Origin of the sequence: Bacillus stratosphericus (genome assembly GCF_020524495.1) — a bacterium.
Taxonomy (GTDB): Bacteria; Bacillota; Bacilli; order Bacillales; family Bacillaceae; genus Bacillus; species Bacillus stratosphericus_B.
This window is the reverse complement of sequence record NZ_JAIVLB010000005.1, coordinates 1-16,506: the sequence shown is the minus strand read 5'-3', so window position 1 is coordinate 16,506 and position 16,506 is coordinate 1. Positions and strand designations below refer to the sequence as shown.

Here is a 16,506-nt window from a genome sequence, read left to right as displayed (position 1 = left end):
TCAGATTATTCTAAGCCTAATCCTTTTACAATGATTTCGAGTCCTTTCTCTCCATTTAAAGTGCCATATGTCATTTGATCGATTAATTGAAATGGAATATTTGTATTTGCAAGTTCGGCCGCAATATCGTCTTGAATATAACTCAAGTGGGGAGCAATCAACACCATATCAATGCTATCCTTATAATCATTTAATTCGGATTCTCCACGAGCCATCACTTCGACCTCTAATCCTTTTTTCTTGGCTGCCTTTCGAATATTCTGAGCTAAAAACCCACTAGAGGCTCCGCCACTGCAAATTAATAAGATCTTTTTTTTCATTGTTGTTTCCTCCTTATTTCACGCTTAACTATATTATGTCCAAATCATTGTAAAACTAACCAATGTAAATATTACCTACCTATTGGCAACATATTTATTTTCGTCATCAAGCTTATAGATAGTATAATGATAATAAAAAAAAGAGGTGGAATTATAAATGAAGGACAAGAATATCAAATCACTAATTCAGATACTGAAAGAACGAAAAGATTGGATGAAAACAAACGAAATTTTGGATTATTTAAATATCTCTTCTCGGACGTTACGGAATTATGTTCAATATATCAATCAACAATATCAGTCATCGCTTGCAATAGAATCATCTAATATGGGGTACCGTTTGAAAACGGCAGAAAACTTGAGGGGGCTGTCCCAGCAAAAGAAAGAAAGCTTAAGCAATAGAGTATACTACATTTTACAGCAAATAATTCTATCAGAAGATGGTATTGATATATTTGATTTGAGTGAGGATATGTTTGTAAGCGTTCCCACTGTTGAAAAGGATATTATCGAATGCCGGAAGTTTATTAGCAACTATGATTTGAATATTTATCGTGTGAAAGGTCATTTGTTCCTCCGAGGAAAAGAAATTGATAAACGGAAAGTAATGAGTATGATTTATTATAAACAATATAATACTACCTTTTATAATATTATAGATCTAGAAAAAATATTTGGATATGAATTGCACAATTTCAAAACAATGTTGTTGCAGATTATCCAGAACCATGGTTACGATATAAATGAATATACGCTAGGTAATATTATCTATCATATTATTATATCTATTGAACGCATGCAGGATAACCAGTACGTCAATCACCTTGTCTATCCGTATAGAGAAACTTTTATTTCGATGACCATCATACATGAAATCCAAGGCCTAATAGAATCGTATTTCCAGGTTCACATGGATCACAATGAATTATATTATTTACAAGCACTCTTTAGCAGTAAGGCTACCTATATGTCAGAGGAAAAGGAGAAGTTTGTCCAATCAAGATATGAGACTTTAATTGATGAAATCTTAGAAAAAGTGAACGAGAACTATCTTATTAGTTTGGAAGATGAAGAGTTCAAAACCAAGTTTGTCTTGCATGTCCAAAATATGGTGGTAAGGTGTTCCAACAATTTTCCATTTAAAAATCCCTTAACACAATCAATTAAAATGTCTTCTCCTCTTATCTATGATTTATCGGTTTATATTAGTAATCTTATTTCAGAAAAGCTAGATATACACCTGCATGAAGATGAGATTACATATATTGCCTTACATGTAGGAAGCTGTTTAGAATTAAAACAAAAAAAACATGACCTGCTTGAAGTCGTACTCGTCTGTCCTGCTTATAATCATTTACAGTTTCAATTAAAAGAGAAGATAGAACACTACTTCGCCAATCAATTACGAGTCATAAAGGTAGTAACAAGGATTGACAAGGAAATATCAGCACTTCAGGCTGATTTTATGATTTCTACGATGGAGATTCCATTAGATCAGACTATTGCCAAAGTTGTTATCAGTACGTTTCTGTCCTCAGATGATATACTAAACATACAAACACTTGTCTACCGAATCAAACAGGAAAAGGAGCAACAGCAACTTAAACAAAACCTGCTTTCCTTATTTGATAAACGGATATTTATGTTCAGTAATCAAACGTTCCAAGATGAATTTGATATTATATCATTTATCACCGGAAAGATGACCGATCTTCGCTTAGTTAAAAAGAATTTTGTGGGAAATGTTATTAAAAGGGAAAAGTTGTCCTCTACCGCCTTTAATAATATCGTAGCCGTTCCTCATTCCATCCATATGGATGCATTACAAACTTCTATCGCTGTACTAATCACGAATAAACCAATTAAGTGGGGAGACGCTACTAACATACGGATTGTGACGTTAATCGCCATGAACAAGAATGAACGAAATATCTACAGGGACATATATGACGAATATATTAAAATCCTTGCAAGTGCAACGAATGTGAGAAAGCTTGCAAATTCACCGTCATATGAAGCGTTTATTGATCAACTAATGGACCTGATTGACCAGCCGAGTGGATAAATACAACCATGTCCGTAATAAAGGACATGGTTGTATTTAACTGTTTAATAACTCTATTTGTGTAGCCTTTAACTTTTATTGGCTAAATGACTACCTAAGTTAATCATTGAATGCTCCCCGTTTAATTTTATAAAGTTTTATCCTCCACTTTAAAGAAGTACAAACTCTTTATTAATTGTAAATTTTTTTTACAAGAATTTCATTAGAAATAGCATCAGGACAGTCCCAGTGAATGGTATAGAATCAGCCGCTCGATTTGTTGCATGTGCATACGTTCTCTGCTCTTGCAAATTCCACTCACTTGATCCACCTTGTATATCCGGACTTCATAATAATTGAGGAAAGTATCATTCATGTAAAAACTCCGCCAATTATTCTTACACATGGTGGTTCTAAAGAAAGTTCAAGACAATCACATCCTCTTTCGTGCTCTTCCACGATCCAACATTTCCACCTGTTGTCTTATTTCTACCTATCAAGACTTTTTTAAAAAGACATATAAACATCGTATGTAAAGCTCAATCCGCCGATATGTTACAATAAAGGGATTTAATTCTGACGAAAATAGACGGAATTTCCCATTTATCCCCTCAAATTATTCATTTCCTCATTTAAAAAGAAAAATCTAACCTATGGATGTATATTTGTGTTGAAGGTGAACAAAAATCAGTGGAATATCACAGCCTTTTCTCATTTGGATTTAACAAAAAACAAGTGCTTTGATTAGCAATCCAATCAACGATATCTGTGTAAATCTTTCAGTCATAAATGCACCTTTTATAGGACATGCTATGAAAAAGGAGGGAAAACAAAGATGGATGAATTATATTTATTTCTCTTTCGTTTTGATGTCATGGCAGGGGCTTTAATTGTGTTTATTGTACCCTATATTTTTTCTGAAATAGGAGAGTCTTTAAAAAAAATCCACAAAGAGACGAAACGCCCCTACATAGAGAAAAAGTCAATGAAATCTTTAACAGGAGATCTGTCTAAAGATATCAGTCATATATCTGAGTGCGTCGGACGCAGCTCCGACCTGTCAGTCAGGAAATTTGTCATCGGATCTTCTGGAATGAAAGCTGCCCTCATTCATATAGACGGGCTTACAGATAATCAGATGATACATGATCATATCTTAACTCCTTTAATGACACTAAATGCTGGCAAAAACTTCTCATCTAATGATGTTGAGTCTTTTCTTTTGAACAAGCATATTCCTATGACAGATGTTAAGGAAGACAGATCTATTGATGATATCCTGCATGGGATTTTGACTGGATCGGCTGCATTAATCATCGATAGGCTTCACGACGCCATCATCATTGATGTAAAGGGATGGAAATCTCGGAACATTGAAGAAGCCCAATCGGAAACTCTTGTTAGAGGTCCCCGTTTAGGCTTTGTTGAAAATCTTAGGGATAATACGGCCCTTTTAAGAAGGCTTAGTCCAAGTCCCAACCTTAGAATGGTTGATTATCAAATCGGAAAACAGACTAAATTATGTTCAATCGTTTATATCAAAGGGATTGCAAAAGAAGATCTCGTAGAAGAAGTCTCGGAGCGAATCAAACAGATTGACATTGATAATGCACTTGAAACCGGATATATCGAACAGCTTATAGAAGACAATTATCTTTCAATCTTTCCTCAAATGCAAAATACCGAACGGCCCGACCGAGTAATGGGCGCACTTCTAGAAGGGAGAGTTGCCATACTGTTGGATGGATCTCCATTTGCTTTAATCGTTCCTGTTACACTCCCTATGTTCATTCAAACACCAGAAGACTATTATGAAAGATGGTTGCCGATGTCATTCTTTCGAATGCTGCGCTTTACGGCATCTTTTATTAGTGTATTCCTACCAAGTCTCTACATTGCGTTTGTCTCCTTTAATCAAGGAATGATACCAACTAAACTGGCTCTGTCCATAGCAAGCTCAAGGATTCACTCACCATTCCCTTCTTTAGTCGAAGCCATCCTAATGGAAGTTTCAGTTGAAATTTTACGTGAAGCTGGACTTCGCTTGCCAAGACCTGTTGGTTCTACAGTCGGTTTGGTCGGAGGAGTTGTTATTGGTGATGCGGCCGTTAAAGCCAATCTTGTGAGCCCAATCATGGTCATTGTGGTTGCCTTGACAGCGATCTCCTCCTTCGTAATTCCTCAATACAATATAGGGATTGGATTGAGAATACTGCGTTTTGGTGGGATGTTTTGCGCAGCTACTTTTGGGTTGTACGGTATTTTATTGTTTTTGCTGATAATATGCATTCATTTATCAAAAATTGAAAGTTTTGGAATCCCATATTTTACTGCAAATATATTTGATTTTAAAGATGTAAAAGACACCATATTTAGACTACCTTTATTTTCCATGATTCTCCGTCCGAAGGAATTTTCATCTGACAGAAACAAGTATCGAAGAAAAAAGAAAAGGCTGTGAACCATTTTGGTTAAAAGAAAAGAAAATTTGATTACCACAATGCAAACAATATACCTCCTATCATCTACCATTATAGGTTTCGGTATTATAACGATTCCCAGAAATCTTGCCGAAGCAGTGGGCACGCCTGATGTGTGGATCTCAATTATTCTTGGTTGGATTATTTCTTTGCTGATTGGCTTGTTTTGCACTAATATTGCATTGCGTTTTCAAGGAAAAACATTTTTTGACTTCAGCAAGCAGTTGGCTGGAAAGGGCATAGGCACCATACTGTGTATCATTTTGATTTTTTATGCTATTCTAATCAGCAGTTTTGAAATCCGCATGATGGGTGAAGTCACTAAATTCTATCTATTGGAAAACACCCCGATTGAAGCGATTTTGATTTCTATGCTATGGGTGGGGAGCTATGCCGTCATGGGAGGGATCAACTCGTTAGCCCGTTTAATTCAGCTATTGGCCCCGATCACATTTATTGTTTTTTTTCTTGTTATTATTATGGGGATCAAGCTGTTTCAGACTGAAAATATACTTCCAGTATTAGGACATGGTGTCATCCCTGTTGTGAAAGGGATTCCCCCTGGATTTTTTGTAAATTCAGGAGTAGAGTTTATTATGATTTGGATAGCCTTTATGAAACATCCGAAAAAAGCGAAAAAGGTCGTTTTTTTTGGGACCGCGATTCCAACTGCTTTAAATTTAACAGCAACTATTTTGATCATCGGTGCGCTGTCCATTAATGGGGTAAAAGCAGACACATATCCCCTCATCTCCTTTGTTAAGCAGTATGAATACGTAGGCATTTTTTTTGAAAGGTTTGAATCCTTTTTACTAATTGTTTGGCTCATCCAAATCTTTTTTACTTATTTGCTCACCCACTATACAGCATCATTGGGACTTTCCCAGCTGTTCGGAAAAAAGCTGAAGCCTTTTGTTTTACTATTTCTTCCTATCATATATTTAATCGCCCTTTTCCCAGGGAATCTACTCGACGTCTTTGCTTTACAAACTTATATCGGCAATTACAGCCTAATCATAAGTGTTATTATCCCAATTTTTCTTATTGGAATTATCATGATAAAATTGAAAAAGAAAAGGTGAACGCAGTGAAACGATTTAACCTATACGTCCTTTTGTTTGCTTGCTTTTTTTTGGGAGGATGCTGGGATAACAAAGATATTGAAAAATTGTCCATAGTGTTAGCAACAGGTTTTGACAAAGGAGAAGACACCGAGAAAGGTCCAATTAAAATAACTACACAGATGGCAATATATCAAAACACTCAAGAGACACAGCCCCCAATAAAGTCAACCTATCAAAATTTCACATTAGAGGGAGACTCCGTTCATGAAATCATAAGAAAAATGTCTTTAATGCTCCCTAAATCTGTTATCCCACAGCATCAAAAGTTGTTAATTATCGGACAGGACCTTGCTCGCGAAGTGAATTTTCAGGATCTATTAGATACCATTATCAGGGATAATCAATCTAGAATGAGCATGGAAGTTTGCATTTCCATGCCTTCTGCACAGAAGATGCTAGATGTACCGGGAAAGACAGAAATGCCGGCGGAGCGTATTATCGAGACGATGCAAAACCGCTACCGTACAACAGGTATACTGCCGATGATGAGCTTAGGAAACCTTACAACAAATCTGGTCAATAACTCCAGCTTTCTCCTACAAAACCTCGATATACAGTATGGACAGATTGTATTTAATGGAGCAGCCGTTGTGAACGGAAGGGAGAAAAAGCTGGTCGGGATATTATCGCAAGAAGAAATACAAGGAGCCGGGTGGATCACTGGAAAAATCAAAGGCGGGCTCGTCAAGGTCAAAAACAAGGACAATAAAGTAATGGTTTATGAAATTCAATCAGTTGACAGTCGTATACGGGTGAGCAAAAAAAACGGGCGGCCTTCTTATGACATTAATGTCACATCGACCGGTCAGATTTCAGAGGATTGGGCAAATTCGAGTGACCAAAATAAAAATCTGACCGAAGTTGAGCGTCTAACGGAGGAAAAAGTGGAAAATATGATTAAAGCTACGCTCGATAAATTACAAACTGAATATCGGACAGATGCTTTGAAGTTCTCAGAAAAGTTTAGAATACAATATCCGAGGGAGTGGGAAAAAATCAAACCAAAATGGGACGAGCATTTTGCTGAAGCTGATATCACATATGATGTTGATATCAGAGTCACCAATATGGGATCATCCATGAAAAAATAATAAACGCTCTGCTAAAGAAAAAACAATACTATATTCACAATTCCTTTTTCAGTTTTCTTTCTCTTTAAAAACATAATTTCTGCGTTTTCCATCAAAGCAGACGTTTCATAATGTACTGTTGCAAAGTGTTAAATGTGTTAGAAATCTACATCACATAAAGCCTTTTCATTAGTTCACACTTGGGCATGTTTAAGCAATCAATGATGCCAGGAACCTATATCAAATTAGGGACGCCCGTACGGAAAAAGAGGTGCGGGATGCACTTTTTCAACATATTCGATTAGCGACTAACAGGGGAAAAATGTTAGCCTTGAGAAAAGAGACTATTCCAAAAGGTCGTTTATCTCTAACCTTTTGGGCTAGTACCATCTTTTTTGGATAATGGTTCACTACAACGGTTAAACAATTTTACAGGATGGAATCAGATGTCACTCATTTCCCATCTGTCAGAATACACATCAATTAGAAGTTTTGGCATTCACATTTAAAAACCTGAGTCCATATCAGGACTCAGGCTCCTCCAATGTGACTTTTACTCTTGTCTACTTGACAGATGTGGTTTAACATTTATGGATTTTCAATTATTTATTTTCTAATATTTCAACAACTTCTTTTAATGTATCTTTTGTTCCAACATTTCCTGGGAAAAGGATGTAAGCTATGCCTGGGAATTTACTTTCCTCGCCTATTTTCCATACTGGAATTCCTGGCTTGATTTGACCAGCAACTTCCGCACGTTTCACGGAAAGTCCTACGGTACCGATACTTGATGATGTAATACCGCCTTTTGCAACAATGTATTTTGGACAAACTCCCAAGTCACGAACAATGCTTGTGACCGCATCAGAGATTTTAACAGAAAGCTTTAATTCTTCTTCTTTCTTATTCTCCCCTAAGTCAAACCTTTCTCTGCGTGTATAGTACATAACAGATTTACCCTGTCTGATTAAATTTTCACATGTTGTGCGGACACGTTTAATTTCTTCTTCAAACTTATCTGGTTCAAGAGCAAGATGTACATCAAACTCAACTGGTGTCATAAGATCACTCTCAATTAGTGCCTGCAATTGCTCTGTTGTTTTTTGAACATGTGAACCCACCACAACTAACCCACCGTGATTCGTTTCTTCTGTTATTAGGTCATCTCTTGTTAATAATGGCTTATCAGTTACACCACCAATGACTTTTGTCAGACTTGCCGCACTGCGAAACAAGAAATTTTTTCCTAATTTTAATGATTCTATCAAAACTGTAACAAAGACTTCAACGTCAACATAATCAACTGCATTGACAACAACCTTTTGGAAGTTGGATGCATTCATCAATTGTTCTTTAATCTTTGTTACATTTTCATTGCGTAGATCTGTTAAGTTAATGTAGATTGTACCTTTTTTGGTATACTCTCCATTTGTCTTCTCTTCAATCCATTCTCCTAAATGAGATGATACAAAGCCAAAAGTACGGTCTTTCGCAAACTCTGTTTCCCCTACTGGGACTAAGGCATCTCCGTTTTGAACATAGTGAAAGTTATTGATCGTAAAACGTCCACCTTCTTTAAAGAAAGGGATAATAATTTCTCCATCAAATTTTATATTTGAATGCTCTTCGATTGTTAATTTTAATGTTTCTGTTTCTAGCGGATAGTGTCCACGCAAAGTAGAATCGCTACGGCTAATTAGAATGTACGGGACATTTAGAGCAGTAGACACATCTTGAACGCGTCTAGCAATATCTTGATGAACCACTTCTGTCTCTTTTGATGTGAATCCACGAGAGTTTGTTAGGATGAAGAACATTTGATTTTCTTCACGGAACCCTTTTTCAATACTTTCTTGTGTCCAATCGGTGTATACAGAAACTCCATGTACTGTTTGTATACCTGTTGGATCATCGTCTAGTACAACAATTTTGTGTTGAAAGCCCATCCTTGTAGCAGCAAGTTTTGCTTTTACTTCTTCACGGCTCAACTTCCTCAGTTTCGCCAAGTCAGACGCATTTTGTATTTCCATTCTTACTTCTCCTCTCTTTTAACTTCAACATTTGCAAGCTTTTCATAATGTTGAACAATGCTTGAGTGGTCAAGCGCTTCTTTCCCATCCGCTTTCAATGCATGGAAAATTTCAAGTAAGTGGCTTGATAATGCTAGTGGAACATCTAGCTGATGTGCTGTATTCATGACATTTGTTAAATCCTTCAAATTAATGTCAACACGTCCACCTGCTTTGAAATTACGTTTCAAGATCATTGGTATTTTCTCATCCATTACAGTACTTCCAGCAAGCCCACCTCGGATTGCTTTATACATTTTCTCGACATCAATGCCCGCCTTTGTCGCCAAAACAAGAGCTTCAGACACAGCTGCGATGTTTAAGTTTACAATAATTTGGTTAGCAAGCTTCGCTGTTGTTCCACAGCCTGAGTCTCCTACACGTACGATGTCTCTTCCCATCGCAGAAAGAACGTCTTTGACTTCTTCAAATACAGCAGCGTTACCACCCACCATAATCGAAAGTGTTCCGTCTATCGCTTTTGGCTCACCACCACTTACAGGTGCATCCAAGAAATCAACACCTTTTTGCGTTGTTAATTCAGCCATTTCTTTTGAGTCAACTGGTGAAATAGAACTCATATCAATAACTACCATTCCAACACTAGCGCCTTCCATTACACCATGTTCACCAAAGACTGCTTGGCGAACATGTTCTCCTTTTGGAAGCATTGTTATCACAACATCACTGTTCTTTGCAACTTCCTTACTAGAAGAAGCACGGTTTGCTCCTGCATCCGCAAGTTTGTCAACAACTTGTTGATTAATATCAAATACAGTCACCTTGTATTTATGCTTTAACAGGTTTTTTGCCATCGGCATTCCCATAATTCCTAGTCCAATAAATCCTATACGTTTCTTCATGACACCACTCCTATTTAATCATCTGCTTTAATTACGTTAAAGGCTATAGTCCAGGCAAGAATCCTGAGAATGCACTGAGTATATATATAAAAACAAGTGCTGTTACACCAGAAATAAATCCACCAATACTCCAAACACGTAATGTTTCTGTGACTGTTAAACGCCCAAATTTACTGACCACCCAGAAGCCGGAGTCATTTGGCATTGATAAACCGATACCACCCGCACAAATTGCAAGACCCAATAACACAGGTGATACACCGAGGTCGACAGCCATTGGTCCCATAATTGAAGAAGTCGTAACAAGTGCAACCGTTGCAGAACCTAAAGATGCACGCAAAATTTGTGAGAATAAGAAAGCAAGTAGTAATGCTGGCATGTTCATTCCTTGCATGAGGTTAATTAGTAAATCACCAATTCCAGTTTCTTGAACAACTCGTCCAAATGCTCCACCTGCACCTGTAATTAAGAGAACCATTCCACTTTGGTTAAATGCATCACTAAAGACTGTTTTTGTATCTTCCTTGATATAAGGTTTAAGTGAGAACATCGCTACAATTACACTAATTAAAAGAGCAACATTTTTATCTCCAATGATAGTGAAGAACGTCGCAGCGCTGGTATCTGGGAAAATTAAGTTCATTACGGTATTCCCTAAGATTAATACGATCGGAAGTGCCAGTATTCCGAAAGACAACCCTGCTGAAATCTCTTTTCTACCTGATTGATTTTTTCCAGCTTCATAATCTATGACTTCTGACTCGTATAGACGCCCTTCATTTGTCAGTCTCTTCCCTACAAATTTACCGTAAATCACTCCACCAACAATAACACCTGGGATGGCAACTAATAAACCGTAAATAAAGAATATACCAATATCGGCTCCTGTTTGATCTGCTACGACAAGGGGCCCTGGTGTAGGAATGATTAAGCTGTGAGCTGTAATTAAACCAATTGCAAGAATTGCTACAAATGTTGAAAGTGAAATCTTAGTCTTAACTGAAAGGTTTTGAATTAATTTATGCAAAATGATAAATGCTGCATCAAAGAATACCGGAATAGCTACGGTAATTGATGTTGCCGCCATAGCATATGGAGACTTATTTATACCAAATGCTCGGAGCATTCCTGTTGCAATCTTACTAATTGCACCAGAAGCAGCTAAAAATTGCCCAAAGATAATCCCTAAACCAATTAGAACACCAACACCTGCAAGCGTATTACCGAATCCAGTTGCTATTACATTTGGAACATCAGTAACAGGAATGCTTGATAGTAATCCAAGACCTAGTGCAACAACCATTAATGCAATAAATGCGTCCCACTTAAATTTGATAATGAGTAAAAATAATACAACTAAGCAAACAACAAATCCAACGATTAAAGCATGACCTGTTAACATTTCTAACCTCCTGATGGTAACTAGTTGATATTCAGTATCATTCCCGTAATTTACCTTTTCATTCTTGTTACAGCTAATCTTGAAGCATTAACTGCTTCTTCTAAATATTCTCCACCAATTGCGACTGTTCTAGTATAAAGAGTGTCAATTAATGCCAGTTGGATGAGACGACTGACCATGGCATCTGATCTCCTTTCTGTCTCTTGTGCTTTCGTAAGCAGCAAGATATCTGCCATCTTTGAAAGCGTTGTCTTTTTATTAGAAGTAATAATAATGATTTTTGCCCCACTTTTCTTAGCTATATCGACAACTTCAATAATGTTAACCGTTTCACCGGAATGAGATATGGCAATCACAAGATCATCTGATATCATATGACTAGCATAAATAGCTTGATAATGTGGGTCTTTAACTGCTAATGCGGTTCCACCAATTCTCATAAATTTATGAGCACTATCTTCAGCAACTGTTCCAGATAAACCTTGTCCAAAGAAAAAGATCCTCTCAGCGTTTAAAATGAGTTCTACAGCTTCTTCCATGTCATCAACATTGAGTTTCTCTTTTGTCATCGCTAGTGCTGTAGTCAACTGGTTACTAATCTTTGTGAATACTTCATTAGACAAGTCGTTTTCTCTAATTTCTGTGTCAGTATTGATAGCAGTTGTAACTTTCCCAGCTAGTTCTTGGGCCAATGCTACCTTTAATTCTTGGTAACTTCCATAACCTAATTTTCGATAAAGTCTCACTACACTCGGCTCACTCACATTACTTAATGTAGCAAGCTCATTCATAGCTAACAAAAATGGTTTTTCATGCTTATTTAATTGATCAATGATTTTAAGTTCCGAGACAGTCAATAAACCTTCTTTTAATTGAATTCGTTCCTGAAAGCTAATCAATTTAAACCAATCACCTCACTTTTTTAGTAATATTACTACAATAAAAGCGTTTTCACAATAGTTCATTCATAAAATCCACATAAAAATATTGTTTTTCGATAAAATAACTGTTATATACACCTCACATTTGTAATTAAACTACAAAAATGAATAGAAATTGCTAAGATTACTACAACAAAATCATGAGGCTATCTTGTATATTTTGGATTTTACGAGAGGTGTTGTTATTGCATAACATACCGCATCTAAGAAAGAGACAGTAAACTTGCTCACATGTAGGAAAGTATAAAACGCAGATACCGATAACGTGTGTTTGTAGAATTTGTGTCATCCCTTTTATTTTTGCATATATAGTTGAAATAATTTCGTTTCTTCATCAATAGAGCTCGCTTGATCAAAAGCCGCTCTGACCGTCTTTGTATTGTTCATGAGCTCATACAACATGGTCAGAACAAAGATAAATGCCGCATTGCCATCAATGTAATCATCAGGCGCAATATAGGATAACGCACCTGTTTCTAGAAAGGCATCTGCAAGCTTTTTCTCACCTAGCGTGCAACCGGTAGATATGACGTGAGCCCCTTTTAACGAAGCATATCGCTTGATTTCATCCGCTCCAAAAGCAGCACCTCTAGGCTCCACATCTTCGTATACATCTTCCCCTAACTCAGGCATAACAAGCTTTCCTTCTTCCCCGTGAAAACATAAAAGAAAATAGTCAGTCTCTCCTCTATTTCTCCCAGATAACACATCAATTAGATCATTGGGTCTGCCTATCCAATGCATATCGACTTTTGCACCAAAGTTCTCAAGTGCTGCACGGAGGGCAAAAGATTCCAGCTCACTATTTGGTCCTGCTGCTAATGTGAAGCGCATGGCCTGTTGTTCCATTTGTATCTCCTCCAAACTATGATAAAACATAGCACCATTTTTTCCTCATCTGCATATGTATCATTATTTTTAGTGTTTTTTCTACTACACCATATGACGACCACATCAATGGATACTTCTACTTCTTTTATCAGCTCAATGGCTTCTTGTATATTTACTGCTAAGTTTTAGCAACAGGAATGAAGCAATCCTAGTACTTTATTGCATATGGTCACAAAAAAGATACTGTCTTTCGACCAATATCAATCGTAGGTATTTCTATGTATCATCCTTTAAGAAATTGCTGTTGAGATATTGTTTTCCCCATTTATACATCGCCTCTTAAATCGGCATTAACGACTTTAACTCACCGAAACGTTTTGTCCCTACTCTGCCAAGGTGCCATAAAATTAGCATTTTCCACTTACCACCGATAATATTCAGCGTCAGCTCTTTCTATTTTTTCCATACATGATGACAACAACATACATTCCTTTGATAACAAACCATTTACGGATTATCATATACTGCGGCAAAATGGATTGTCGAGCATACAGCCTTCATTATGAATTCTGCCTATTCACAAAATCCATGACAGCCTTTGTCAATTCTTGCGCTTCTTTTGGCGCCCGTTCTGATCCAAACCACTTATTTAGATCACTATGGCTTAATGTATGTATCCTAAAAACATACCGAGACCCTTTATCATGATTTAGCTTTTCAGCAAAGCGGTATACTTCAGGATTTTCCCATCTTGTAACTAAATAGACAGGCGGTAGACCGGCTCCATTCATATAAGTGACCGGCGATGCTTTTGTCCAGTTCTTCTCCTGTTTGCCAAACACTTTTTCATAGGATGGAATGGCTTGTATAAATTGATTGATGTTTAAAGGGCCATCTAAAATGACGATGGATTTTATCGTTTTTGGCGACAGCCCCACACGTTTTAAGTAGGTCGAATCCGGTAACTAAAGCCGTCAAATGACCGCCTGCCGAGTGACCCATGACATTGATTTTCGATGGATCGATTTGATACTCATCCGCATGATCCTTGACCCATTTAATGGCGTTCGCCGTATCATCCGCCATCTGCTCATATTCAGCATCTGGGTGAAGCCGATAATTTATAGAGACAAACACATACCCCTGATCGGTAAAATAATCAGCCTTTGAAGCAACTCTGTTCTTATCTCCGCCTGTCCATCCACCGCCATGGAGATAGATCATCACTGGATGCTTCTTCACTTTGTCTTTATTTTTGTCTTTCGGCATGTACATGTCGAGAGTTTGCTGTTTGTTTTGTGTATCTGCATAATAGATGTTCGTTGTCGGCTTAGGCTGGTTTAAACGGAACACAAAGAATGCGCATACCAATAATCCAGCGATAACGGCTGTTAATAAGAGCCATTTCATGATTCGTTTCAATGTCATTGCACCTTTCTCTGTTGAGAGATGATTTTATAGAATTATAAAAATAATCATTTTATAAGAATTTATAGATATGTATTATTTAATAATTAAGAAACTCAAATCATTTAATCTTTCTTCTATATGAAAATAGAATCCTGAGGATATTCTAACAATAAGCTTTCACCATAAATAATCATCTGATGTTGAACCGGATCCCCCAGTACTCCTCATTCCAAATCTGATTTAAAGAAAAAACGGTAATCTCCATCAGGATAAGGCGGAATAAGCTATTCTCCGAAATCATCTAATTCCATTGGCAAATGTGTGAAAAGAAATAGCCAGAGTGTTTCCATTCCAAAGCTATATACGTTCATTAAAATGAGTGCACTTTTTAAATAAAGTTAACATACTACACTCAAGCTTCTAGTTCATCTAAATTATACTTTGTGGAGGTTTTATTTTTACAAATTTACTACCAGGTCTCCATTTAATTTTTTTATGAAGGATATTCCATAACTCTTCATTTTTTTGTCGGTTAAGTTAAGACGATGTGCCTTATAAGCAATTTTTGCTCCTTTAAACACAGTGCCTCCAACTAAACCTATTGCTGTAGCTTTGGCTACCCCTTGCCTGATTTATAAGCTTTGTATTCATCATATATACCATTTTGTGTAAATACAAGCATTTGTCCACTATCACTGTATTTGTATGCTTTTGTGACGGCGTTGTCTTCATCTGTTTCGTATAAAACATTCAAGCTGCTCCGATAAGCAGCAGCCATTTTGTTGTGTGTGTTCCTCCGTAATCATTGTATCAAGCCCTTTATAGTAACTAAAAAAATGGATCAAATACTGACCTTACTTGGGGGAAATATGAGTATATACTTAATATGATGATAAAAAAATATATTATGTGCAAATTAATTTGCTTAAATCTAAAAAATATTTCCTTACAAAGTGGATTAAGGGGTTACTCACATAATTGGACGACTAAATAAAAATGAAAATGAATGATTGATCTTATGTGCGAAGTTTAGTGGCGGCTCTATAGATTGAATATGGATATACATAATTACTGGATCAGTAAACAACCAATGATTGTGTAGAGCACTTACAATTAATCCTTGTCTAACAATGGAGTACATAAATCTTGGAATTTCCTCTTGTAATATAGCTATTTCAGCTAAATTAAGCGCATTGCCACTTTGGTCTAATGACTCAAATAACACCTCCGCGGGCACAACAGCTTTACTTTCACGACCTTGAATTGACACTTTAAAGTCGCGGTGCAACGATACAGAACAACTATTTTGACTAATATTACTTTTTCCGTTTAGAATCACAGCAAATTGATTACAAATTGAATCAAAGCTCTGCAATTTTTCAACCCTCCTCCATATAATTAATTTTTTTATTTTAATTAGTAGAAGTAAAGCGAAGGAAAGATTAAGTTCATATGTTTGAATTTGGGCTATGATACTATATGAATATGATCTTCGTATGATTTTTATTCTTTTTATTTACAGAGGAAACCCCTTTAAAATATAAGCGCCCAACCAGCAGGTAGGGCGTTGGAGTGGAAACGGTCGTTTCATTTGGTTATATTATCTATTTTCAATACCTTTATACATAACCTTCTACCTAATTAATATTTTAAGGAATAATTAACTGCTCTACTTCTTTAATTAGCTCATTCCCTCCGATCGCCTGCAGAGCGGCGCCAACGGATTGTGTTAAGTCACCCGATATGGCTAAACATTGATATTTATTATTGGTGTCATTGTTTCTAACCTGCTTAGATACTGCAATGGCTTCTGTGAATTTTCTACTTTATAACCTTATTAATCAATATCCTAATTTTTTCATGAAAGTCTAAGCATTCACTTAATTCTCGATATTTTAGAATATCACTTTTATAATTCTTAAGATTTAAACTTCCAGTTATGAGTGAAATAA

The 16,506-nt window shown here is 36.5% G+C and carries 11 protein-coding genes and 3 pseudogenes; 4 read left to right on the top strand and 10 right to left on the bottom strand.

Annotation, left to right across the window (positions count from 1 at the left end):
- Window positions 1-5 precede the first annotated feature (5 nt).
- A complete protein-coding gene (locus LC033_RS02960) occupies window positions 6-320 on the bottom strand; it encodes a PTS sugar transporter subunit IIB (protein ID WP_226566783.1) in 315 nt (104 codons plus the stop codon).
- A 157-nt stretch (window positions 321-477) separates the two neighbouring features.
- Here LC033_RS02960 and LC033_RS02955 point away from each other — a divergent pair, with 157 nt between their 5' ends.
- The 4 genes from LC033_RS02955 to LC033_RS02940 all read left to right on the top strand — a co-directional run bounded on the left by LC033_RS02955 (window position 478) and on the right by LC033_RS02940 (window position 7,059).
- Window positions 478-2,385: a BglG family transcription antiterminator gene (locus tag LC033_RS02955; RefSeq protein ID WP_226566782.1), complete on the top strand. Its 1,908-nt coding sequence runs from the start codon at window positions 478-480 to the stop codon at window positions 2,383-2,385.
- Between the two features lie 814 nt (window positions 2,386-3,199).
- Window positions 3,200-4,825, top strand: coding sequence for a spore germination protein (locus LC033_RS02950; RefSeq protein ID WP_226566781.1), 1,626 nt, complete (start codon window positions 3,200-3,202; stop codon window positions 4,823-4,825).
- A gap of 6 nt (window positions 4,826-4,831) precedes the next feature.
- Window positions 4,832-5,926 carry a GerAB/ArcD/ProY family transporter gene (locus tag LC033_RS02945; protein WP_226566780.1) on the top strand — a complete coding sequence of 365 codons (1,095 nt, stop codon included), beginning with the start codon at window positions 4,832-4,834 and terminating at the stop codon, window positions 5,924-5,926.
- A gap of 5 nt (window positions 5,927-5,931) precedes the next feature.
- Window positions 5,932-7,059: a Ger(x)C family spore germination protein gene (locus LC033_RS02940; RefSeq protein ID WP_226566779.1), complete on the top strand. Its 1,128-nt coding sequence runs from the start codon at window positions 5,932-5,934 to the stop codon at window positions 7,057-7,059.
- A 581-nt stretch (window positions 7,060-7,640) separates the two neighbouring features.
- Here LC033_RS02940 and LC033_RS02935 read toward each other — a convergent pair.
- The 9 genes and pseudogenes from LC033_RS02935 to LC033_RS02890 form a co-directional block, all read right to left on the bottom strand.
- Window positions 7,641-8,984, bottom strand: coding sequence for a four-carbon acid sugar kinase family protein (locus LC033_RS02935; RefSeq protein WP_226566864.1), 1,344 nt, complete (start codon window positions 8,982-8,984; stop codon window positions 7,641-7,643).
- Window positions 8,985-9,070: 86 nt separating this feature from the next.
- A complete protein-coding gene (garR, locus tag LC033_RS02930) occupies window positions 9,071-9,970 on the bottom strand; it encodes a 2-hydroxy-3-oxopropionate reductase (RefSeq protein WP_226566778.1) in 900 nt (299 codons plus the stop codon).
- A 43-nt stretch (window positions 9,971-10,013) separates the two neighbouring features.
- Window positions 10,014-11,372 carry a GntP family permease gene (locus LC033_RS02925; protein ID WP_226566777.1) on the bottom strand — a complete coding sequence of 453 codons (1,359 nt, stop codon included), beginning with the start codon at window positions 11,370-11,372 and terminating at the stop codon, window positions 10,014-10,016.
- Window positions 11,373-11,422: 50 nt separating this feature from the next.
- Window positions 11,423-12,271, bottom strand: a complete 849-nt coding sequence (locus LC033_RS02920) for a MurR/RpiR family transcriptional regulator (protein WP_226566776.1) — start codon at window positions 12,269-12,271, stop codon at window positions 11,423-11,425.
- Window positions 12,272-12,607: 336 nt separating this feature from the next.
- A complete protein-coding gene (locus tag LC033_RS02915; RefSeq protein WP_226566775.1) occupies window positions 12,608-13,162 on the bottom strand; it encodes a delta-aminolevulinic acid dehydratase in 555 nt (184 codons plus the stop codon).
- A gap of 327 nt (window positions 13,163-13,489) precedes the next feature.
- Window positions 13,490-13,591 (bottom strand): annotated as a pseudogene (hxlR, locus tag LC033_RS02910) (transcriptional activator HxlR); the annotation flags it as partial.
- Window positions 13,592-13,704: 113 nt separating this feature from the next.
- Window positions 13,705-14,572: pseudogene (locus LC033_RS02900) on the bottom strand (alpha/beta hydrolase).
- Window positions 14,573-15,212: 640 nt separating this feature from the next.
- A pseudogene (locus tag LC033_RS17140) lies at window positions 15,213-15,311 on the bottom strand (hypothetical protein); the annotation flags it as partial.
- 213 nt (window positions 15,312-15,524) lie between these two features.
- Window positions 15,525-15,929: a DUF1259 domain-containing protein gene (locus LC033_RS02890; protein WP_226566771.1), complete on the bottom strand. Its 405-nt coding sequence runs from the start codon at window positions 15,927-15,929 to the stop codon at window positions 15,525-15,527.
- Window positions 15,930-16,506: the final 577 nt, after the last annotated feature.